Genomic DNA, 15,698 nt, shown 5'->3' on the forward strand with positions numbered 1-15,698 from the left:
TGCTTTTAGCATTAAAATTTAATAGATGAGTTACGAAGAATTAGAGCAGTTGTTTTATGCTGGGGAACTGGAGTTGTGTATAGAAAAGGGGGAAGAATTTTTATTAGATAATCCCAAGGATACGGATGTTCTTTACCTGATGTCGATTGCCCATCATGATTTAGCTTTAGAAGCGGGGCCTGAACAAGCATATAAGGTTATAAAAAAGCAGGTAATCCCATACCTCAAGCGTGTATTGAACTATGAACCTAACAATCCAAAGGTTTTATATAATCTATTAAATTATCAACTAGGCAATCAATATGTGCTGGAGCAAATTGCTAGACCCAATGTAGACCTCACCCAGAGTAATAAAGCTGAACTGCTTGGATATGCCGAAAAACTCAAGCAGGACCCTCTCAACAAAGTTTTCGGATTTGAATTTGAAATCAAGATATATGAGATCTTAAAAGAAGATGATGCTCTACTGAAGTCATTAAATGAGGCAATTGCTTTCTTCGAGATCGAGTTTGCAGATTTCCGGGAGTTAAAGGATCGCAATATCTCGATCTGCTGGATAAAGAAGGTTTATCTTTTGGACAGGGATGGGGTAACAGAGAAAGTTGAATTGCTGGAAATGATTGATAAGGGAATTTTTCACTTTGTTAGTCCTCAGGATCTTGAATATTTAGATTTAGCAGAGATTGCTTTCCAAGGCAATGGCTTGGACGTTGCTTTAAAAGTATTGTTGAAGTTGATAAAAGGAGACAACCATGAACCTGAGGTTCTCGAAGGCTTTGTGAAATGGCATCAACGATTTAAGGAGCAAATTGAACTGGGTTATAACAATCCGGATGTTTTCTATTATCAGTTAATTATTGAAAGAAACTATTATGAGCCATTGGGTGTTCCTGAGGACTATTACTATCAACATGGATTGGAACTCTTAGGGAAATATCCGAATAACTTTGCTGCAAATCATTTCGTAGGCACTTATTTATATGAGATGGGCAATTTTGATGATGCCTATTCTATTTTGAAGAAAGGGGTGAGTATTCATCCTGATGTGACCACTTGGAGGAGGATGGTAGAGTCTCAATTGTTGTCCACGGGCTTGGTTGAACAGGAAGTTCCGATGTTTGCAAGTTTACCAAGGGATATCTATAACGAAGGGGTTAATTTGGATGACTTTCTGAAAAATATGGCTGAAGATGCAATTAAGGAAGGCTTGAGAGTATTGGATGTAAAACTTTACCAGCAGTCCTTTGATACATTTAGAAAGTATTTTGAAGATTTTGCCTTCGAAAGTGACTTTTATGGTGATGAGCATTGCTGGGCAATGTGCTGTAACAACCTGGCAATCGTCTATACTGCATTAGGCAACTATCCTGCGGCTGTTTCGGTGGCAGAGGAAGGGTTGAAACATTCTGAGTTCCCAGAATTAAATCACACCCTTATTGATGCCCTTTTGAAACAAGAAGATTATCCCAAAGCCCAGAAAGCCCTGGAAAATTACTTCAGTATTTACGATGAGCAAAGTGCATCGTATTATAGGCACTTACAGCATAAAGCGGACTGGGTGATTGTAAACCATAAATTGGAAATGTCCTCAGATATTAAAGCTGAGGCAGAGGAACTCCTGTTCCAGATTTACGAGCATTATTTGGAGAACCCAGATATTTCTGATTTTGATTTCAGGGATTTTGAAGCTGCCAAAAATACCGTTGAATCTATTTTGTACCATGAATTTGAACATAAATCTGCATCAGAGAGGCGAGACTACTATTTAGCAATCGCTGAGAAGTATCCCGATGAAGCGAATCCCCAATATAATTTGATGCAGGCATATAACGAACTTGAGGATTATGAGCATGTGAATAAATCGGCAAGACTTTATCTGGAGAATAAACAATCCTTTCTGTTGAATGACTTTGATAAGGCGAAAACCATCTATTTGATTGTCAAAAGTCATTATCTAGTTGGGCAATATAGGGAAGGTGCGGCGATGTTCAGTGATTATGATGGCTTTTGCCTAGAAGCTATGGAATGCAATGAATATGTGATATGGCTGAGTTATGGTATCAAGTTATATGACAAACAAAATGACCTTGGCCAAGTGAATATATTGGTCGATCGTTTTCAAGAGATCTATAAGGTGGAACAGTGGGCCTATGATAGTCTTTCTGAGGAGGTTCTATTGGCTAAAGCCCATGTAAATTATCAACAAGGATATCTCAAGGAAGCCCATAAAATATTAGATTATATTTTATCATATGATGATCATGATGCCATTGCAGAGCATTTTAAACAAACTTGGAAAAAACCGGGCTTGTTATCCAAATTAGGATTTTAGTAACCTGCCATAATTCACTATGTTTTTTCGGTAATGATCTATTACGCGACATGTTTTTATGTGTAATATTGCATTACTTTTGGAATGAATTAAAATCACACAGAGGGGTTTATCCTTTATGCGCCCTTATTAATACGCCAAATTTAACTATTAAAGATTTTTTCTTTTACTGTACATTGTTAATTATTCAATATGAATAGTGAAAAGCTGTCGAAAGTTATCGACACAATGAGAATGCCCTTGATCTTTCTGGTGGTTATTGCTCATTTGGCGCCTTTTGCATATCCTACCATAAAGTTCAATATTTCCGCCAATGACACTTATGTCTTGGTTTCGGAAATGTTTTCCCATCATATTGCTAAGTTTTCGGTTAGATGCTATTTTCTGGTTTCTGGCTTTTACTTTTTCAAAAGCTTTTCAGGAAATGTTCTTCCTTTCTATAAAAAGCAGTTTAGAAGCAGGTTTAGGACGATAATTAGTCCTTATATTATTTGGAATATCATTACTGGAATCGCGATTTTCTCTAAGAATTTTATTTTCATCAAGTTAGGTAAACCCGTTGATGATGATTTTGGGATTCTTATGAATGCTGGTTTCTACCATAATCTCTGGGAGGTGCCGATAAATTTTCCATTATGGTACCTGCGAGATCTGATTGTTATGGTATTGATTTCCCCGCTGATAGTTTATTTTATTAAGTATTTCAGGGCTTATGGAATTATGAGCCTGGCCATTCTGTATTTAGCTTTTATTGAGATCCCTATTCCTGGATTTAGCATGACCGCTATATTTTTCTTTAGTTTAGGAGCCTACTTTTCTTTGGAAAAAAGAGATATGCTCAAGCTATTTGACAAGGTTAAATATCCAGCAATGGGTTTGACATTTCTTTTCCTTTATCTTTCCTTAAAGGCCAGTGGGACTGATTATCATGAATATTTTTTGAGAGTGTTTATTTTAGCCGGCGTTATTTCCATGTTCAATTTATTCGCCTATCTCAATGATAATTATGAGGTCATGAACAAATTGACTGGCTTCAGCTCACTTTCCTTTTTTATTTATGTGTTCCATGAAATTTATATCATAGAATGGTTGAAAGGATTTTTTTTCAATCATCATTTATTTATGGAAGGCTGGGACCGGTTTTATGCCTACTTGATCATTCCGATTTTATGTGTTGCCATTTGTAGCTTCATCTACTTTGTGTTGATGAAAATGATACCTAAAGTTTTTGTTTTCCTATTAGGTGGAAGAGTTCCAAGTTATCAACGAATCGTTTCAAATAAACCAAACAAGCTTTTTAAGCTAGGGTAGCAAATATTAGAAAATAAAAAAAGCGACATACCAATGTCGCTTCCTATCGAATTCAATTCTTTTCCTTGAGCTGAGATTACCAATCAATATTACGATTGTCATCATCTTCTTGGATCCATTGGTCTTCCATAAATCCATTTTGATTCATTGGATAAACTTTTGCTGATCCTGCCGCAATACCTTCTTCAGTATATATTAAAGTAACCTCAATCTTAGGTTGCTTATATTCCTTTTTCATTTTTATTCTTTTAATAGCTGTGTGTGTTCTATTATCACTAACAAATAGTTGGGTGACTATTGTAGAGAGTACAAATTTAATGCTATTGGACTTTCTTCAAGGTTTATTCTAGCTATTAAGTTTTAATTGTAGTGTATGGTCTACACTAATGAAGCGCTATTTTATCTCTCGAATAATTAAATAATTAAGAATTTGAAAAAACTCCCTAGCGATAAAATATATTTTGAATAAATAAGTGTTAAAATGACGTTAATTAAATATTTTTAATATATTGCATTATGAAATGTAAAAATTTCATGATTCAACACTCTGGTTTGAACAATTATAAACTATCAAATACAACACCAACAGAATTACAAAATGCGAGGAAATTATGTCATAGGGATAGATTTTGGTACAGATTCCGTACGCTCTATTTTGGTAAATGCTAATAATGGGGAGGAAGTATCTTCCGATGTGTTTTACTATCCGCGATGGGCCAAAGGTCTTTACAATGATGCTGAAAAGAATCAGTTTCGACAACATCCCTTAGATTATATCGAGGGGATTACCGCCACGATAAAGAGATGTTTAGAACTGGCGGGGCCTGAGCGGGCTTCTCAAGTAGTTGCTATTTCAGTTGATACCACGGGTTCCACTCCGATTGCCATCAATAAAGAGGGAGTTCCACTTTCCTTATTGCCGGAATTTGCTGACAATCCTAATGCAATGTTTATCCTTTGGAAAGACCATACCGCAGTTGCAGAGGCAAAAGAAATAAATACACATGCAGAAAAGTATGATAATAACTACCTAAAATATGTTGGTGGCGTTTATTCTTCGGAATGGTTCTGGTCCAAAATATTGCATATTTCCCGTGTTGATGAAAGAATTCGTGACCAAGCATATACATGGATAGAACATTGTGATTGGGTGCCTTTTTTGTTGACCGGAGGAAATTCAGCGGATGAGGTTAAGCGTGGAGTCTGTGCAGCAGGTCATAAGGGTTTATGGGCAGAGGAATATCAAGGGTATCCGCCAAGTGAGTTTTTCGAGGGATTAGACCCACTTCTCAAAGGACATGTCGAGAAGTTAGGAACAGGAACCTATTGTTCATCAGAGTCAGTTGGGAAACTATCGGCAGAATGGGCGGAAAAGCTAGGTTTGAGTACCAATGTCAGTGTTGGAGCAGGCGCTTTTGATTGCCATATGGGGGCCGTAGGTGGAGAAATAGAACCCTATTTCCTAAGTAAGGTAATGGGAACTTCGACCTGTGATATCTTGGTTGTCCCTGGCGAGCTCGATTTTACTGTAGAAGGCATTTGTGGACAGGTTAATGGTTCTGTTATTCCTAAAATGACAGGCCTTGAGGCTGGACAATCAGCATTTGGTGACGCTTATGCCTGGTTTAAGGATCTTTTGATGTGGCCATTGATAGAATTACTGGGCAAGGATCATGAACAGGTTATGCAAGCTGAAAAAAAGATCATCCCTATGCTGAGTGAGAAAGCAAGTGCTATTAAGCCCAAGCTTTCCCAGCCAATGGCAATTGATTGGCTGAATGGCAGAAGAACACCATATGCGAATCAAAACCTAAAATCAGCTTTTTTTGATCTGAACCTATCAACTGATGTAATCTTATTGTTCCGTGCTGTCGTAGAGTCGACCTGTTTTGGAGCTAAGAAAATTGTGGAATGCTTTATTGATCAGCAAATTCCTGTTAAGGGGATTATTGCTTTAGGGGGAGTGGCGAAAAAATCTCCTTTTGTGATGCAAATGATGGCTGATATCATCAATATGCCTATTAAAGTCCACAAATCTGAGCAAACCTGTGCATTGGGAGCTGCCATGTTTGCAGCAGTTGTAGGCGGTATTTATGAAACAGTTGGAGAGGCGATGGAAAAAATGGGACAAGGGTTCGATGTGGAATACCAGCCTAATCCAGAACTTGCTCCAATCTATGCCGAACGATACAAGAAATACAGCCAATTATCTGATTTACTAGAAAATAACCTTTACCATGTATAACAGAATTAAACAAGAAGCATACGATGCCAACATGGAATTACCCAAGCTAGGCTTAGTTCTATTTACATTTGGAAATGTTAGTGTCGTAGACCGGGAAAATAAGGTTTTTGCGATCAAACCAAGTGGGGTGCCATATGAAGACCTAAAACCATCCGATATGGTAATAGTAGACTTTGATTCGAACATTATCGAAGGCAATCTGAGGCCTTCTTCCGATACGAAAACCCATGCAGTCCTATATAAAGAATGGGAAGAGATAGGGGCCATTGTCCACACGCATTCCACCTATGGAACGGCTTGGGCACAGAGCAACAGAGATATCCCTATCTATGGTACAACCCATGCAGACCATCTGACCAAGGACATCCCATGTGCTCCTCCAATGCAGGACGAGATGATCAAAGGGAATTATGAATATCAAACAGGATATCAGATTATCGATCATTTTAGGGACAGCCATTTAGATTATAAGGAAGTTGAAATGATGTTGGTTGGCAACCATGCCCCTTTTTGTTGGGGAAAGGACGGTAAAAAGGCAGTTTACAATGCAGCCGTATTGGAGTATGTGGCAAAGATGGCCTTCCTGACCGAACAGATTAACCCTGATGTACATCGAATGAAGGATTCCTTAATCAACAAGCACTATGAAAGAAAGCATGGTAAAGATGCTTACTATGGACAATAAATCATCAATAAACCTCAAAAAATAAATACATGCCTACCTTAAAAAACTTAGAAGTTTGGTTCATCACTGGAAGTCAAGATCTGTACGGAGAAGAAACATTAAAACAAGCCGCAGATCACTCTAAGGAAATCTCAGCCTACTTTAATGATCATTCCAATATACCAGTAAAAGTAATTTTCAAGCCTATCGTCAGAAATTCAGAAGAAATATTCGCTACAATTTCAGCAGCAAATGCAGCTGAAAACTGTATTGGGCTGATTACCTGGATGCATACGTTTTCTCCTGCCAAAATGTGGATAAGAGGCCTGCAGGCCATGCAAAAACCACTTTTGCATCTACATACCCAATTTAACCGAGATATCCCTTGGGATGCCATAGACATGGACTTTATGAACCTAAATCAAAGTGCACATGGCGACCGGGAATTTGGATTTATTGTGTCAAGAATGCGAATCGGAAGAAAGGTCGTGACAGGCCATTGGCAGGATGAAGAAGTCATTTCGCAGATCAATGTCTGGTGCAGGGCAGCTGCAGCATGGCATGATTGGCAAGGAGCTAAATTTGTTCGTTTTGGAGATAATATGCGATATGTAGCAGTAACTGAAGGTGATAAGGTTGAAGCAGAGATTAAATTCGGCTTCTCTGTAAATACCCATGGAATCGGAGATTTGGTCGCTGAAATAGATCAGGTTTCGGAAGCTGCGGTAAATAAGCTTGTGAAGGAATACGAACAAGCCTATGTACTTGCAGAGGATGTCCTAGAAAACGGTAAAAACAGAAAACAAGTTGTTGAAGCTGCAAGAATTGAACTTGGCTTAAGATCATTCTTGGAAAAGGGAAATTATAAAGGTTTCACCGATACTTTTGAAGACCTGCATGGTATGTTGCAATTGCCTGGTTTGGCAGTACAGCGTTTGATGCAGGACGGATATGGCTTCGCTGGTGAAGGAGATTGGAAAACTCCAGCCATAGTAAGAGCGTGCAAGGTAATGGCAACAGGCTATGAGGGTGCAAATGCATTTATGGAAGATTATACTTACCATTTCGACCCTAAGAATGAAATGGTTCTTGGTTCCCATATGTTAGAAGTAGATTCTTCTTTAGCAGCAGAAAAACCAAGGTTAGAAGTTCATCCGCTAGGGATCGGTGGCAAATCCGATCCAGCAAGGTTAGTGTTTAACTCTAAAGGAGGAAAAGCCTTGAATGCTGCTTTAGTGGATATGGGCGACCGTTTTAGATTAGTGGTGAATACCGTAAAAGGGGTTGAAGTCAAGGAAAAGCTTCCAAAGCTGCCTGTAGCAAGGGTACTTTGGCAACCAGAACCAGACATGAAAACTGCCTGTACAGCCTGGATATATGCGGGTGGGGCGCATCATACTGTTTACAGCCAAAATTTAACCACCGAATACTTAGCTGATTTTGCAAGAATCGCTGGATTAGAATTAATCGTCATAGATGAATCCACAAATCTCAAAGATTTTGAGAATAACCTAAAATGGAGTGAAGCTTTCTTCAAACTTCAATAAGCAACAATAACCAATAATAAACCCTACAATCATGGAAAAATTCGCAACAATTGACTACGTCATATTCTTGATTTACTTTATCGTAGTCTCAGGTTATGGATATTGGATTTATAGAAGGCAGAAATCTGCAAGTGAGAGCAGTAAGGATTATTTCTTGGCAGAAGGATCCTTGACCTGGTGGGCGATTGGAGCCAGCTTGATTGCCTCCAACATCTCTGCTGAGCAATTTATTGGAATGAGTGGTAACGGCTTTACTGTAGGTATCGCTGTTGCCGCCTATGAATGGATTGCGGCCATAGCTCTGATTATCGTTGCGGTTTGGTTTATTCCCGTCTATCTCAAGAACAAAATATTTACCATGCCTCAGTTCCTGAAGCAGCGGTATAACGAAACAACGGCCCTTATTATGGCCATTTTTTGGTTGTTCCTTTATGTATTTGTCAATCTGACCTCCATTCTATACTTAGGGGCATTGGCCATCAGTAATTTAGGCGGTGGTGAGAACTTCCATATTATCATGCTCGCCCTCGCGGTATTTTCCGTGATTATTACCCTTGGGGGAATGAAGGTTATTGGATTTACGGATGTAATACAAGTTGTGGTTTTGATTATTGGGGGTTTGGCAACCACTTATGTGGCATTGACACTCGTTTCTGATCATTTCGGATTAGGGAAAGATGCGCTGGCAGGCTTTAAACAATTGATGGTGGATTCTCCCAAGCATTTTAACCTGATAGTGGATAAACCTACAGAACAGAGTACGCAGGAAGAGATCAATAAATACCTCATGCTTCCCGGCATAGGCATGTACCTTGCGGGAATCTGGATTGTCAATTTAAATTATTGGGGGTGTAACCAATATATCACCCAGCGTGCTTTAGGAGCCGATTTGAAGACAGCTAGAACAGGTATCCTATTTGCCGGATTCTTAAAGTTATTGATGCCTATCATCGTCATGCTTCCAGGGATCGCTGCTTATGTACTCTATAAAAACGGTGCATTGCAAGAAGAAATGGCTCCAGGAGGAAATTTCAATCCTGATAATGCCTACTCCGCAATCTTAGGATTCCTTCCAAACGGCATGAAGGGGCTTTCCTTAGCTGCCCTCACTGCAGCAATTGTGGCTTCTTTAGCAGGAAAGGCAAATAGTATAGCGACCATCTTTACCATGGATATTTACAATAAATACATGGATAAGAATGCCTCAGAGAAGAAATTGATTCGAGTGGGTAAGATTACCATTGTGCTGTCCATCATAGTTTCATTGTTATTTACCTGGGATGATCTATTGGGAATTGGCGGAGCCGGTGGTTTTACCTTTATCCAGAAATATACCGGTTTTATCTCTCCAGGAGTGTTTGCCATGTTCTTATTGGGCATGTTCTGGAAGAGAACAACAGGCGCTGCAGCCATTGCAGGTTTGATTACCGGGTTTGTGCTGTCGGTCGTTTTCAACAACTACGCACCGGCATGGTTCGGCCATGAGACCTTCCTTTATACCGCATATCCTAACGCACAAGGCAACTATGAAATCCCATTCCAGATCTGTATGGGCCTTGCATTTTTGTTTACCATGATCGTGATGGTTTCCATCAGTTTATTGGGACCTAAAATTAATCCTAAAGGCTTAGAATTGGACAGAAGAATGTTCAAGCTGGAGCCTTCAGTAACAGTTATGGTGGTTATTACGATTCTCCTTGTAGGAGCATTGTATGTTAAGTTTTGGTAATAAATTAATAGAATCATGATCTTGACCTTATTCTCAAATTCCAAATTCTGCATGCAGGGATTCTTTCTGCTCATCGTTGCATTAAGTATTGGCCAAGCACGTGCACAGCTCGAAAGCCCAAATGGAAAGATCAAGGTCGATGTACAATTGAATGAAATGGGAGAACCTTCCTATGCAGTTAAATTTGAAGATGTGGTGGTTCTGGAAAGTTCGAAATTGGGATTGATGGTAGGCGATGAATCATTTTCTTCTGGTTTATCCCTGGTCAATAGATCCAAAGTAAATACAGTTAATAAATCTTATGAGAGCTTAAATGCCAAAAGAAGAATTAATAAGTATCAAGCAAATGAGCAATTGTTCAGTTATATTAATAAACAAAAACATAAGTTCAATATCCGTTTTCAAGTTTCCAATGATGGTGTGGTATTTCGTTACGAAATCCCCCAGATAGATCATGAAAAAAGGTTGCTGAAATCAGAAACAAGTTCCTTTAAGTTTCCAAAGACTACCATTGCATGGTTACAGCCCATGGCCATTGCAAAGTCTGGATGGGAACAGACAAATCCCTCTTATGAGGAACATTATTATCAGGAAATTAAAGTCGGTACAGTTGAGTCAACCCGTACAGGTTGGGTTTATCCAGCATTATTTAAAGTTGGAGAAACCTATGCCCTAATCTCCGAATCTGGCTTGGAGGCAAATCATGCTGCCAGCAGGTTGGATGCCGAATCTGAAAATGCAGAATACAAGATAGCCTATGCAGGGATTAAGGAAACTATCATGAATAAAGAATTGGAAACTGTAGTGGAGGGTGATTTCCAGAGTCCTTGGCGTGTAATCGCTATAGGAACTTTAGGTACCCTAGTAGAATCAACCTTGGGCCTGGATATCCTTGATCCAGTCATACAGATAGACCAGAGCTTTATAAAGCCTGGAAAGGCTTCTTGGAGTTGGATCAATAGCAAAGACGAGTACATCATATTTGATGAGCAGAAGAAATATATAGATTTTGCTGCCGACATGAATTGGCAATATTGTTTGATCGATGTAAACTGGGATAGGAATATAGGTTATGAAAAGATCCAAGAGTTAGCCGATTATGCGAAAGAGAAGAAAGTGAGTTTGATCCTATGGTATAATTCTGCAGGAGATTGGAATACCGTCGGCTATACCCCTAAAAACAAGCTGTTAACCTCGGAATCGCGTAGAAAGGAGTTTGCCAAACTTCAGGAAATGGGGGTCAAAGGTGTGAAAATTGATTTTTTTGGGGGCGATGGTAAGTCCGTGATTGCATACTACCATGAAATCCTTCGTGATGCCGCAGACTATAAACTTCTAGTGAATTTCCATGGTGCTACTTTGCCACGAGGATGGTCAAAAATGTATCCCCATCTGATGACAGTTGAGGCTGTGCGGGGATTTGAGACCGTAACATTTACCCAGGAAGATGCCGATAGACAAGCCGAGATTTGTGCCACATTGCCGTTTACCAGAAATGTATTTGATCCAATGGATTATACCCCTATGAACCTCTTTAAAGTGAATGCTAATGTCAAGAGAAAAACTACCTCAGCTTTCGAACTGGCAACCTCTATTTTATTTTTGTCCGGAATCCAGCATTATGCGGAATCTCCCGAAGGTATGGCTCATGTACCAGAATATATTAAGCAGTTCCTACGTGATCTGCCTTCAAATTGGGACGATGTCAAATTTATCCAGGGTTATCCTGGCAAAGAAGTCGTGATTGCTAGGAAGTCTGGAAATAAGTGGTATATGGCCGGAATAAACGGTGAAAACATGGAGAAAAAAATGACTATAAACCTTTCGGGATTGGCAACAAAGGGGAAAGCAAAACTTATAACGGATGGCAATAACATTGCCGAATTTAGCACACAAAATTTTGATGTAAAAGATCAAAAATCCATAACGGTCAGGCCTAATGGAGGGTTTGTGATGATATTAGATTAAACGATATCAGCACTATATCCCCATATCTTGCGCCGACCAGCTTGGCAGGTACCGCAAGAAGGACATGATCTGATCCTTATAGATATCCTTATTCAACACATAATAAAAAGCCCCTTTTTTAGAATTCTCCTTGTCCTTTTCATTTAATTTAATCAACAGGTTTGATGAAAGTAACTTTCTGTTGAAATTCCTTTTATCGATCACGATATCATAAACAGCCTCATAAAGGCTGGATATCTGTGGTAAGGTGAATTTTTCAGGTAAAAGTTCAAACAGGATAGGGTATAGGGCTGCCTTGCTCCGCAACAACCGTTTTGCAGTATTGATCATTTCCACATGGTCAAAGATCAGGGTTGGATAATCGTTGATTGGGAACCATTTCGCTTTGAATTCTTCAGAAAGGATATGTTGGTATTCCTTGCTATCTATTAATGCAAAGTAGGTAATACTCACCACACGGCCATGTTTTTCTCGATTGGGTTTTCCAAAAACGGCAGATTGTTCCATATATACATCTTCCAATCCCGTCAACTTGTACAAAATCCTTGATGCAGCCTCATCAGGACTCTCATCAGGCTGTACAAATCCACCCATTAAACTCCAATTGTTGATTTCAGGTTCAAAGCCTCTCTTGATCAATAGGATTTGTAAAGATTCACCATCAAACCCAAAAATGATACAATCTACTGCCAGGAGCGTGCTTGGTTCATCCTTATAAAATTCCATATACTTTTTTTCCACTAATCTAAATTTGGCATTTTCGTCTTGTGAACCAAATTGCTGTATAGCCAAAATACAAAATTTAATTAAAATTATTAAAATTCAATTGATGTGGTATTTTCTTGCTTATGTTTAAAACTTTCCTGTTTGCTCAAAATACGCCCTTTCTACTGCTCAGGTATTAAAATCCTGTTATAATTGGTTAAATTAAGGTCAGCAGCTTTCTTTTCTATTTTCCTTTAAATTATTTATTAATTTAGGGTAACCTAAATCTTACTCCGTACCCATGAATTGCAGACCTAATAATAATCATTTTATAAATATGTTTTCCTATTTATTTGGAATCCTACTGCTCCTCCTCTTCGTATGCTGTAGCGGGGAATACAAGGATTTAGGAAAACAATACAAAAGTTGGACGGTTGCAGGAGGGTCAAAGGAAAACATTAAATATGCTGATCTCCAGCAAATCGATACCCAAAATGTGAAAGATTTAGAAGTCGCATGGATTTATCATTCTGAAGGTGCTGATAGTCTAAAATTCAATCCTATCGAAACGAATCCGATTATCGTCGATAATGTGCTATATGGTGTCTCTCCAAAGATGAAACTATTTGCCCTTGAGGCTGGAACAGGTAAGCAAATCTGGGTTTTTGACCCACGGGACTCATTGATAACAGGAAAATGGGTCCGTAATAGCGAGAATATGAATCGAGGGGTAACCTATTGGTCAAGTGCAACAGACAAAAGAATTATCTATACCGTAGGGCCATTTGTCTATGCTGTAGATGCACTTTCAGGATCATTAATAAAATCCTTTGGCGATCAAGGTGGAATCGACCTGAGGAAAGGATTAGGGCGCTATGAAAAGAAATCCAATATGACTCCCACCTCCCCGGTTATCGTCTATAAAGACCTCTTTATCGTCAGTGGACAAGTTGATGAGGAAACACCTGGCCATATACGTGCTTTTGATGTCAAAACAGGAGAACAGAAATGGATTTTCCATACCATTCCCCATCCCGGAGAATTTGGATTTGATACTTGGGAAGACAGTACGGCCTATAAAACTAAAGGATCAGCAAATGCTTGGTCTGGCTTTAGTTTGGATGAAAAGCGAGGCTTGGTTTTCGCGGGAATAGGAAACCCAACCAATGATTTCTATGGGGGCAAACGTTTGGGAGATGGTTTGTTTGGAAACTGTATTTTGGCATTGGATGCCGAAACCGGAAAAAGAAAATGGCATTTCCAGACCGTGCACCATGATGTATGGGACATGGACCCTTCAAGTGCCCCGATTTTGGTCACGCTAAATAAAGGTGGTCAAAAAATTGATGCTCTTGTCCAAACCACCAAAACAGGTTTGGTTTTTATTCTCGACCGTGAAACGGGGACCCCAATTTATCCCATAGAAGAGCGCCCTGTACCAACTTTTGGTGCTGTTGAAGGTGAGGTGCTTTCCCCAACTCAACCTTTCCCTGTAAAACCAGCCCCGTTTGCTAGACAAGGGATGACAGAAAAAGATCTCAACTCCTTGGTTTCAGCAGACTCTTACGAGGATATTAAGAAAAGATATGCACAATATAATTCTCATGGTATCTACACACCGCCATCCATCAATGGTACGGTGATCTTTCCTGGTTACGATGGTGGTGGCGAGTGGGGCGGACCTTCTTTCGATCCTGAAACTGGTATTCTCTATGTCAATTCAAATGAAATGACCTGGGTGCTGAATCTGGTCAAATTGGAAAAGACCTCAAATGCCCAAAAAACTAACCTTGAAGCGGGTGCTATCCTCTACAAAAAACATTGCATGTCCTGTCATGGACCGGAAAGATTAGGTGGAGGAGATTACCCATCTCTGATTGCTGTCAATAAAAAATACAACCTCATCAAGTTTAATGAGCTACTGTCAACAGGCAGACGAATGATGCCTCCTTTTAATCATATGAGCTTGGCAGAAAAAAATGCAATCGCATCCCTAGTCCTAGAATTGGATGGCAAAAAAGAGGAATTATATGCAGGCAAACCTGAAACGCTCGCCACTTCTTCCAACGAGGAAAATGATAGTCCAGATTATTCCTTTACTGGTTACAATAAGTTTCTGACCAAAGAAGGATACCCAGCTGTCAATCCACCTTGGGGAACCCTTAATGCCATCGATCTGAATACAGGCGAGTATGTCTGGAAAATCCCGTTCGGAGAGTTTGAAGAATTGAAGAAAAAAGGAATTCCAACAACTGGTAGAGAAAACTATGGCGGCTCTGTAATTACCTCAGGAGGACTGTTGTTTATTGCAGCAAGTTCCGATGGGAAGTTCAGGGCCATCAATAAAGCAAACGGCAAAATTCTATTTGAAACAGAGCTGCCTGCACCCGGCGTTGCTACCCCTGCAACCTATGTGGTCAATGGAAAGCAATTTGTTGTGATAGCCTGCGGGGGTTCAAAATGGGGAGGAAAAAAAGGAGATGCTTACGTAGCCTTTGCTTTACCTGATAAAAAATGAACGGTTCAATAAAAAATATCATCAATGTTCTGGTCTTTTCGATCCTTTGCTGTTCTTGTCAGGAAAGGATCGAAAAGAATAAGCGGGAAAAGCTTGTTGATTCGACCAATATGCGTGCGCAATACATTCGTGCCATTGCTGGGGAAGATGAGAGGGTAGATTCTACCACTGTACTAAAAGGGGAGGTGTTGCTGTCCTATTCAGATTGTTATACCTGCCATAAGGAAAATAAAAAAGTGTTGGGGCCATCTTTTCAGGACATTAACCTTCGTTATCCTCGGCAACAGGTTTTTATTAAGATCTTGGCCCAACGGATTATACATGGAGGCTCAGGTGCTTGGGGACATGTAGCAATGAAAGCCCATCCTAAAGTATCCGTTCCAGATGCTGAAGCAATGGTTACTTATATACTTTCCGCTCCATCAAGCAGCAAATAGCCATCTCCAAGCTTTCTGCTTGTAACGTAATAATTACCGGAATTTTTCCTTCAATCCATTTTAACTTTCCTTTTATTAAAAATTAATACTAACTTAAATCCAATAACCAGTTGATTCTGAGTATGTGGAAATCATTCATGTCGCTCAGAAGAGACTTAAACCTTATACTACACCCTCAACGGGAGCTTTGGCTCCAAAACAAAAGCTATCATCATATGCAATCATTTGATTGTGTTTGATTC

General features: G+C 39.5%; 11 protein-coding genes. 9 read left to right on the forward strand and 2 right to left on the reverse strand.

Annotated elements, in window-relative coordinates; genetic code table 11:
- Positions 1-25: 25 nt before the first annotated feature.
- Positions 26-2,332, forward strand: a complete 2,307-nt coding sequence (locus ACWICE_RS12465) for a tetratricopeptide repeat protein (protein ID WP_454290989.1) — start codon at positions 26-28, stop codon at positions 2,330-2,332.
- A gap of 192 nt (positions 2,333-2,524) precedes the next feature.
- The gene (locus ACWICE_RS12470; RefSeq protein WP_454290990.1) at positions 2,525-3,643 is read left to right on the forward strand and encodes an acyltransferase family protein; all 1,119 of its coding nucleotides are present in this window, start codon (positions 2,525-2,527) and stop codon (positions 3,641-3,643) included.
- A gap of 76 nt (positions 3,644-3,719) precedes the next feature.
- On the opposite strand, the gene ACWICE_RS12475 is transcribed toward ACWICE_RS12470, so the two are convergent.
- A complete protein-coding gene (locus ACWICE_RS12475) occupies positions 3,720-3,881 on the reverse strand; it encodes a hypothetical protein (RefSeq protein ID WP_185213033.1) in 162 nt (53 codons plus the stop codon).
- Positions 3,882-4,241: 360 nt separating this feature from the next.
- Here ACWICE_RS12475 and ACWICE_RS12480 point away from each other — a divergent pair, with 360 nt between their 5' ends.
- The 5 genes from ACWICE_RS12480 to ACWICE_RS12500 are packed head-to-tail and all read left to right on the forward strand — an operon-like array spanning position 4,242 to position 11,796.
- Entirely contained in the window at positions 4,242-5,888 is a 1,647-nt protein-coding gene (locus ACWICE_RS12480) for a ribulokinase (RefSeq protein WP_454290991.1), read from the forward strand.
- A complete protein-coding gene (locus tag ACWICE_RS12485; RefSeq protein ID WP_185213031.1) occupies positions 5,881-6,573 on the forward strand; it encodes an L-ribulose-5-phosphate 4-epimerase in 693 nt (230 codons plus the stop codon). The genes ACWICE_RS12480 and ACWICE_RS12485 overlap by 8 nt, the downstream gene beginning before the upstream one ends.
- A gap of 29 nt (positions 6,574-6,602) precedes the next feature.
- On the forward strand, positions 6,603-8,099 hold the full coding sequence (araA, locus tag ACWICE_RS12490; protein ID WP_454290992.1) for an L-arabinose isomerase: 1,497 nt from the start codon (positions 6,603-6,605) through the stop codon (positions 8,097-8,099).
- A gap of 31 nt (positions 8,100-8,130) precedes the next feature.
- Complete coding sequence (locus tag ACWICE_RS12495; protein ID WP_185213029.1) at positions 8,131-9,828, forward strand: sodium:solute symporter family transporter; 1,698 nt, start codon at positions 8,131-8,133, stop codon at positions 9,826-9,828.
- 15 nt (positions 9,829-9,843) lie between these two features.
- The gene (locus ACWICE_RS12500; protein WP_454290993.1) at positions 9,844-11,796 is read left to right on the forward strand and encodes a glycoside hydrolase family 97 catalytic domain-containing protein; all 1,953 of its coding nucleotides are present in this window, start codon (positions 9,844-9,846) and stop codon (positions 11,794-11,796) included.
- A 12-nt stretch (positions 11,797-11,808) separates the two neighbouring features.
- On the opposite strand, the gene ACWICE_RS12505 is transcribed toward ACWICE_RS12500, so the two are convergent.
- Entirely contained in the window at positions 11,809-12,522 is a 714-nt protein-coding gene (locus ACWICE_RS12505) for an NUDIX hydrolase (RefSeq protein ID WP_454290994.1), read from the reverse strand.
- 316 nt (positions 12,523-12,838) lie between these two features.
- Between ACWICE_RS12505 and ACWICE_RS12510 the strand changes: the two genes are divergently transcribed.
- Together ACWICE_RS12510 and ACWICE_RS12515 are read left to right on the forward strand one after the other, a co-directional pair.
- A complete protein-coding gene (locus ACWICE_RS12510; protein ID WP_454298498.1) occupies positions 12,839-15,019 on the forward strand; it encodes an outer membrane protein assembly factor BamB family protein in 2,181 nt (726 codons plus the stop codon).
- On the forward strand, positions 15,016-15,456 hold the full coding sequence (locus ACWICE_RS12515; RefSeq protein ID WP_454290996.1) for a c-type cytochrome: 441 nt from the start codon (positions 15,016-15,018) through the stop codon (positions 15,454-15,456). The genes ACWICE_RS12510 and ACWICE_RS12515 overlap by 4 nt, the downstream gene beginning before the upstream one ends.
- Positions 15,457-15,698 lie beyond the last annotated feature (242 nt).

Source organism: Sphingobacterium sp. NPDC055346, assembly GCF_053645235.1.

What these genes read in the sequence shown, in the direction of transcription:
- ACWICE_RS12475 (WP_185213033.1), bottom strand. Translation starts at nt 3,881, where the DNA reads ATGAAAAAGGAATATAAGCAACCTAAGATTGAGGTTACTTTAATATAT.
- ACWICE_RS12480 (WP_454290991.1), top strand. Translation starts at nt 4,242, where the DNA reads ATGCGAGGAAATTATGTCATAGGGATAGATTTTGGTACAGATTCCGTA.
- ACWICE_RS12510 (WP_454298498.1), top strand. Translation starts at nt 12,839, where the DNA reads ATGTTTTCCTATTTATTTGGAATCCTACTGCTCCTCCTCTTCGTATGC.
- ACWICE_RS12485 (WP_185213031.1), top strand. Translation starts at nt 5,881, where the DNA reads ATGTATAACAGAATTAAACAAGAAGCATACGATGCCAACATGGAATTA.
- ACWICE_RS12470 (WP_454290990.1), top strand. Translation starts at nt 2,525, where the DNA reads ATGAATAGTGAAAAGCTGTCGAAAGTTATCGACACAATGAGAATGCCC.
- ACWICE_RS12495 (WP_185213029.1), top strand. Translation starts at nt 8,131, where the DNA reads ATGGAAAAATTCGCAACAATTGACTACGTCATATTCTTGATTTACTTT.
- ACWICE_RS12500 (WP_454290993.1), top strand. Translation starts at nt 9,844, where the DNA reads ATGATCTTGACCTTATTCTCAAATTCCAAATTCTGCATGCAGGGATTC.
- araA (WP_454290992.1), top strand. Translation starts at nt 6,603, where the DNA reads ATGCCTACCTTAAAAAACTTAGAAGTTTGGTTCATCACTGGAAGTCAA.
- ACWICE_RS12515 (WP_454290996.1), top strand. Translation starts at nt 15,016, where the DNA reads ATGAACGGTTCAATAAAAAATATCATCAATGTTCTGGTCTTTTCGATC.
- ACWICE_RS12505 (WP_454290994.1), bottom strand. Translation starts at nt 12,522, where the DNA reads ATGGAATTTTATAAGGATGAACCAAGCACGCTCCTGGCAGTAGATTGT.
- ACWICE_RS12465 (WP_454290989.1), top strand. Translation starts at nt 26, where the DNA reads ATGAGTTACGAAGAATTAGAGCAGTTGTTTTATGCTGGGGAACTGGAG.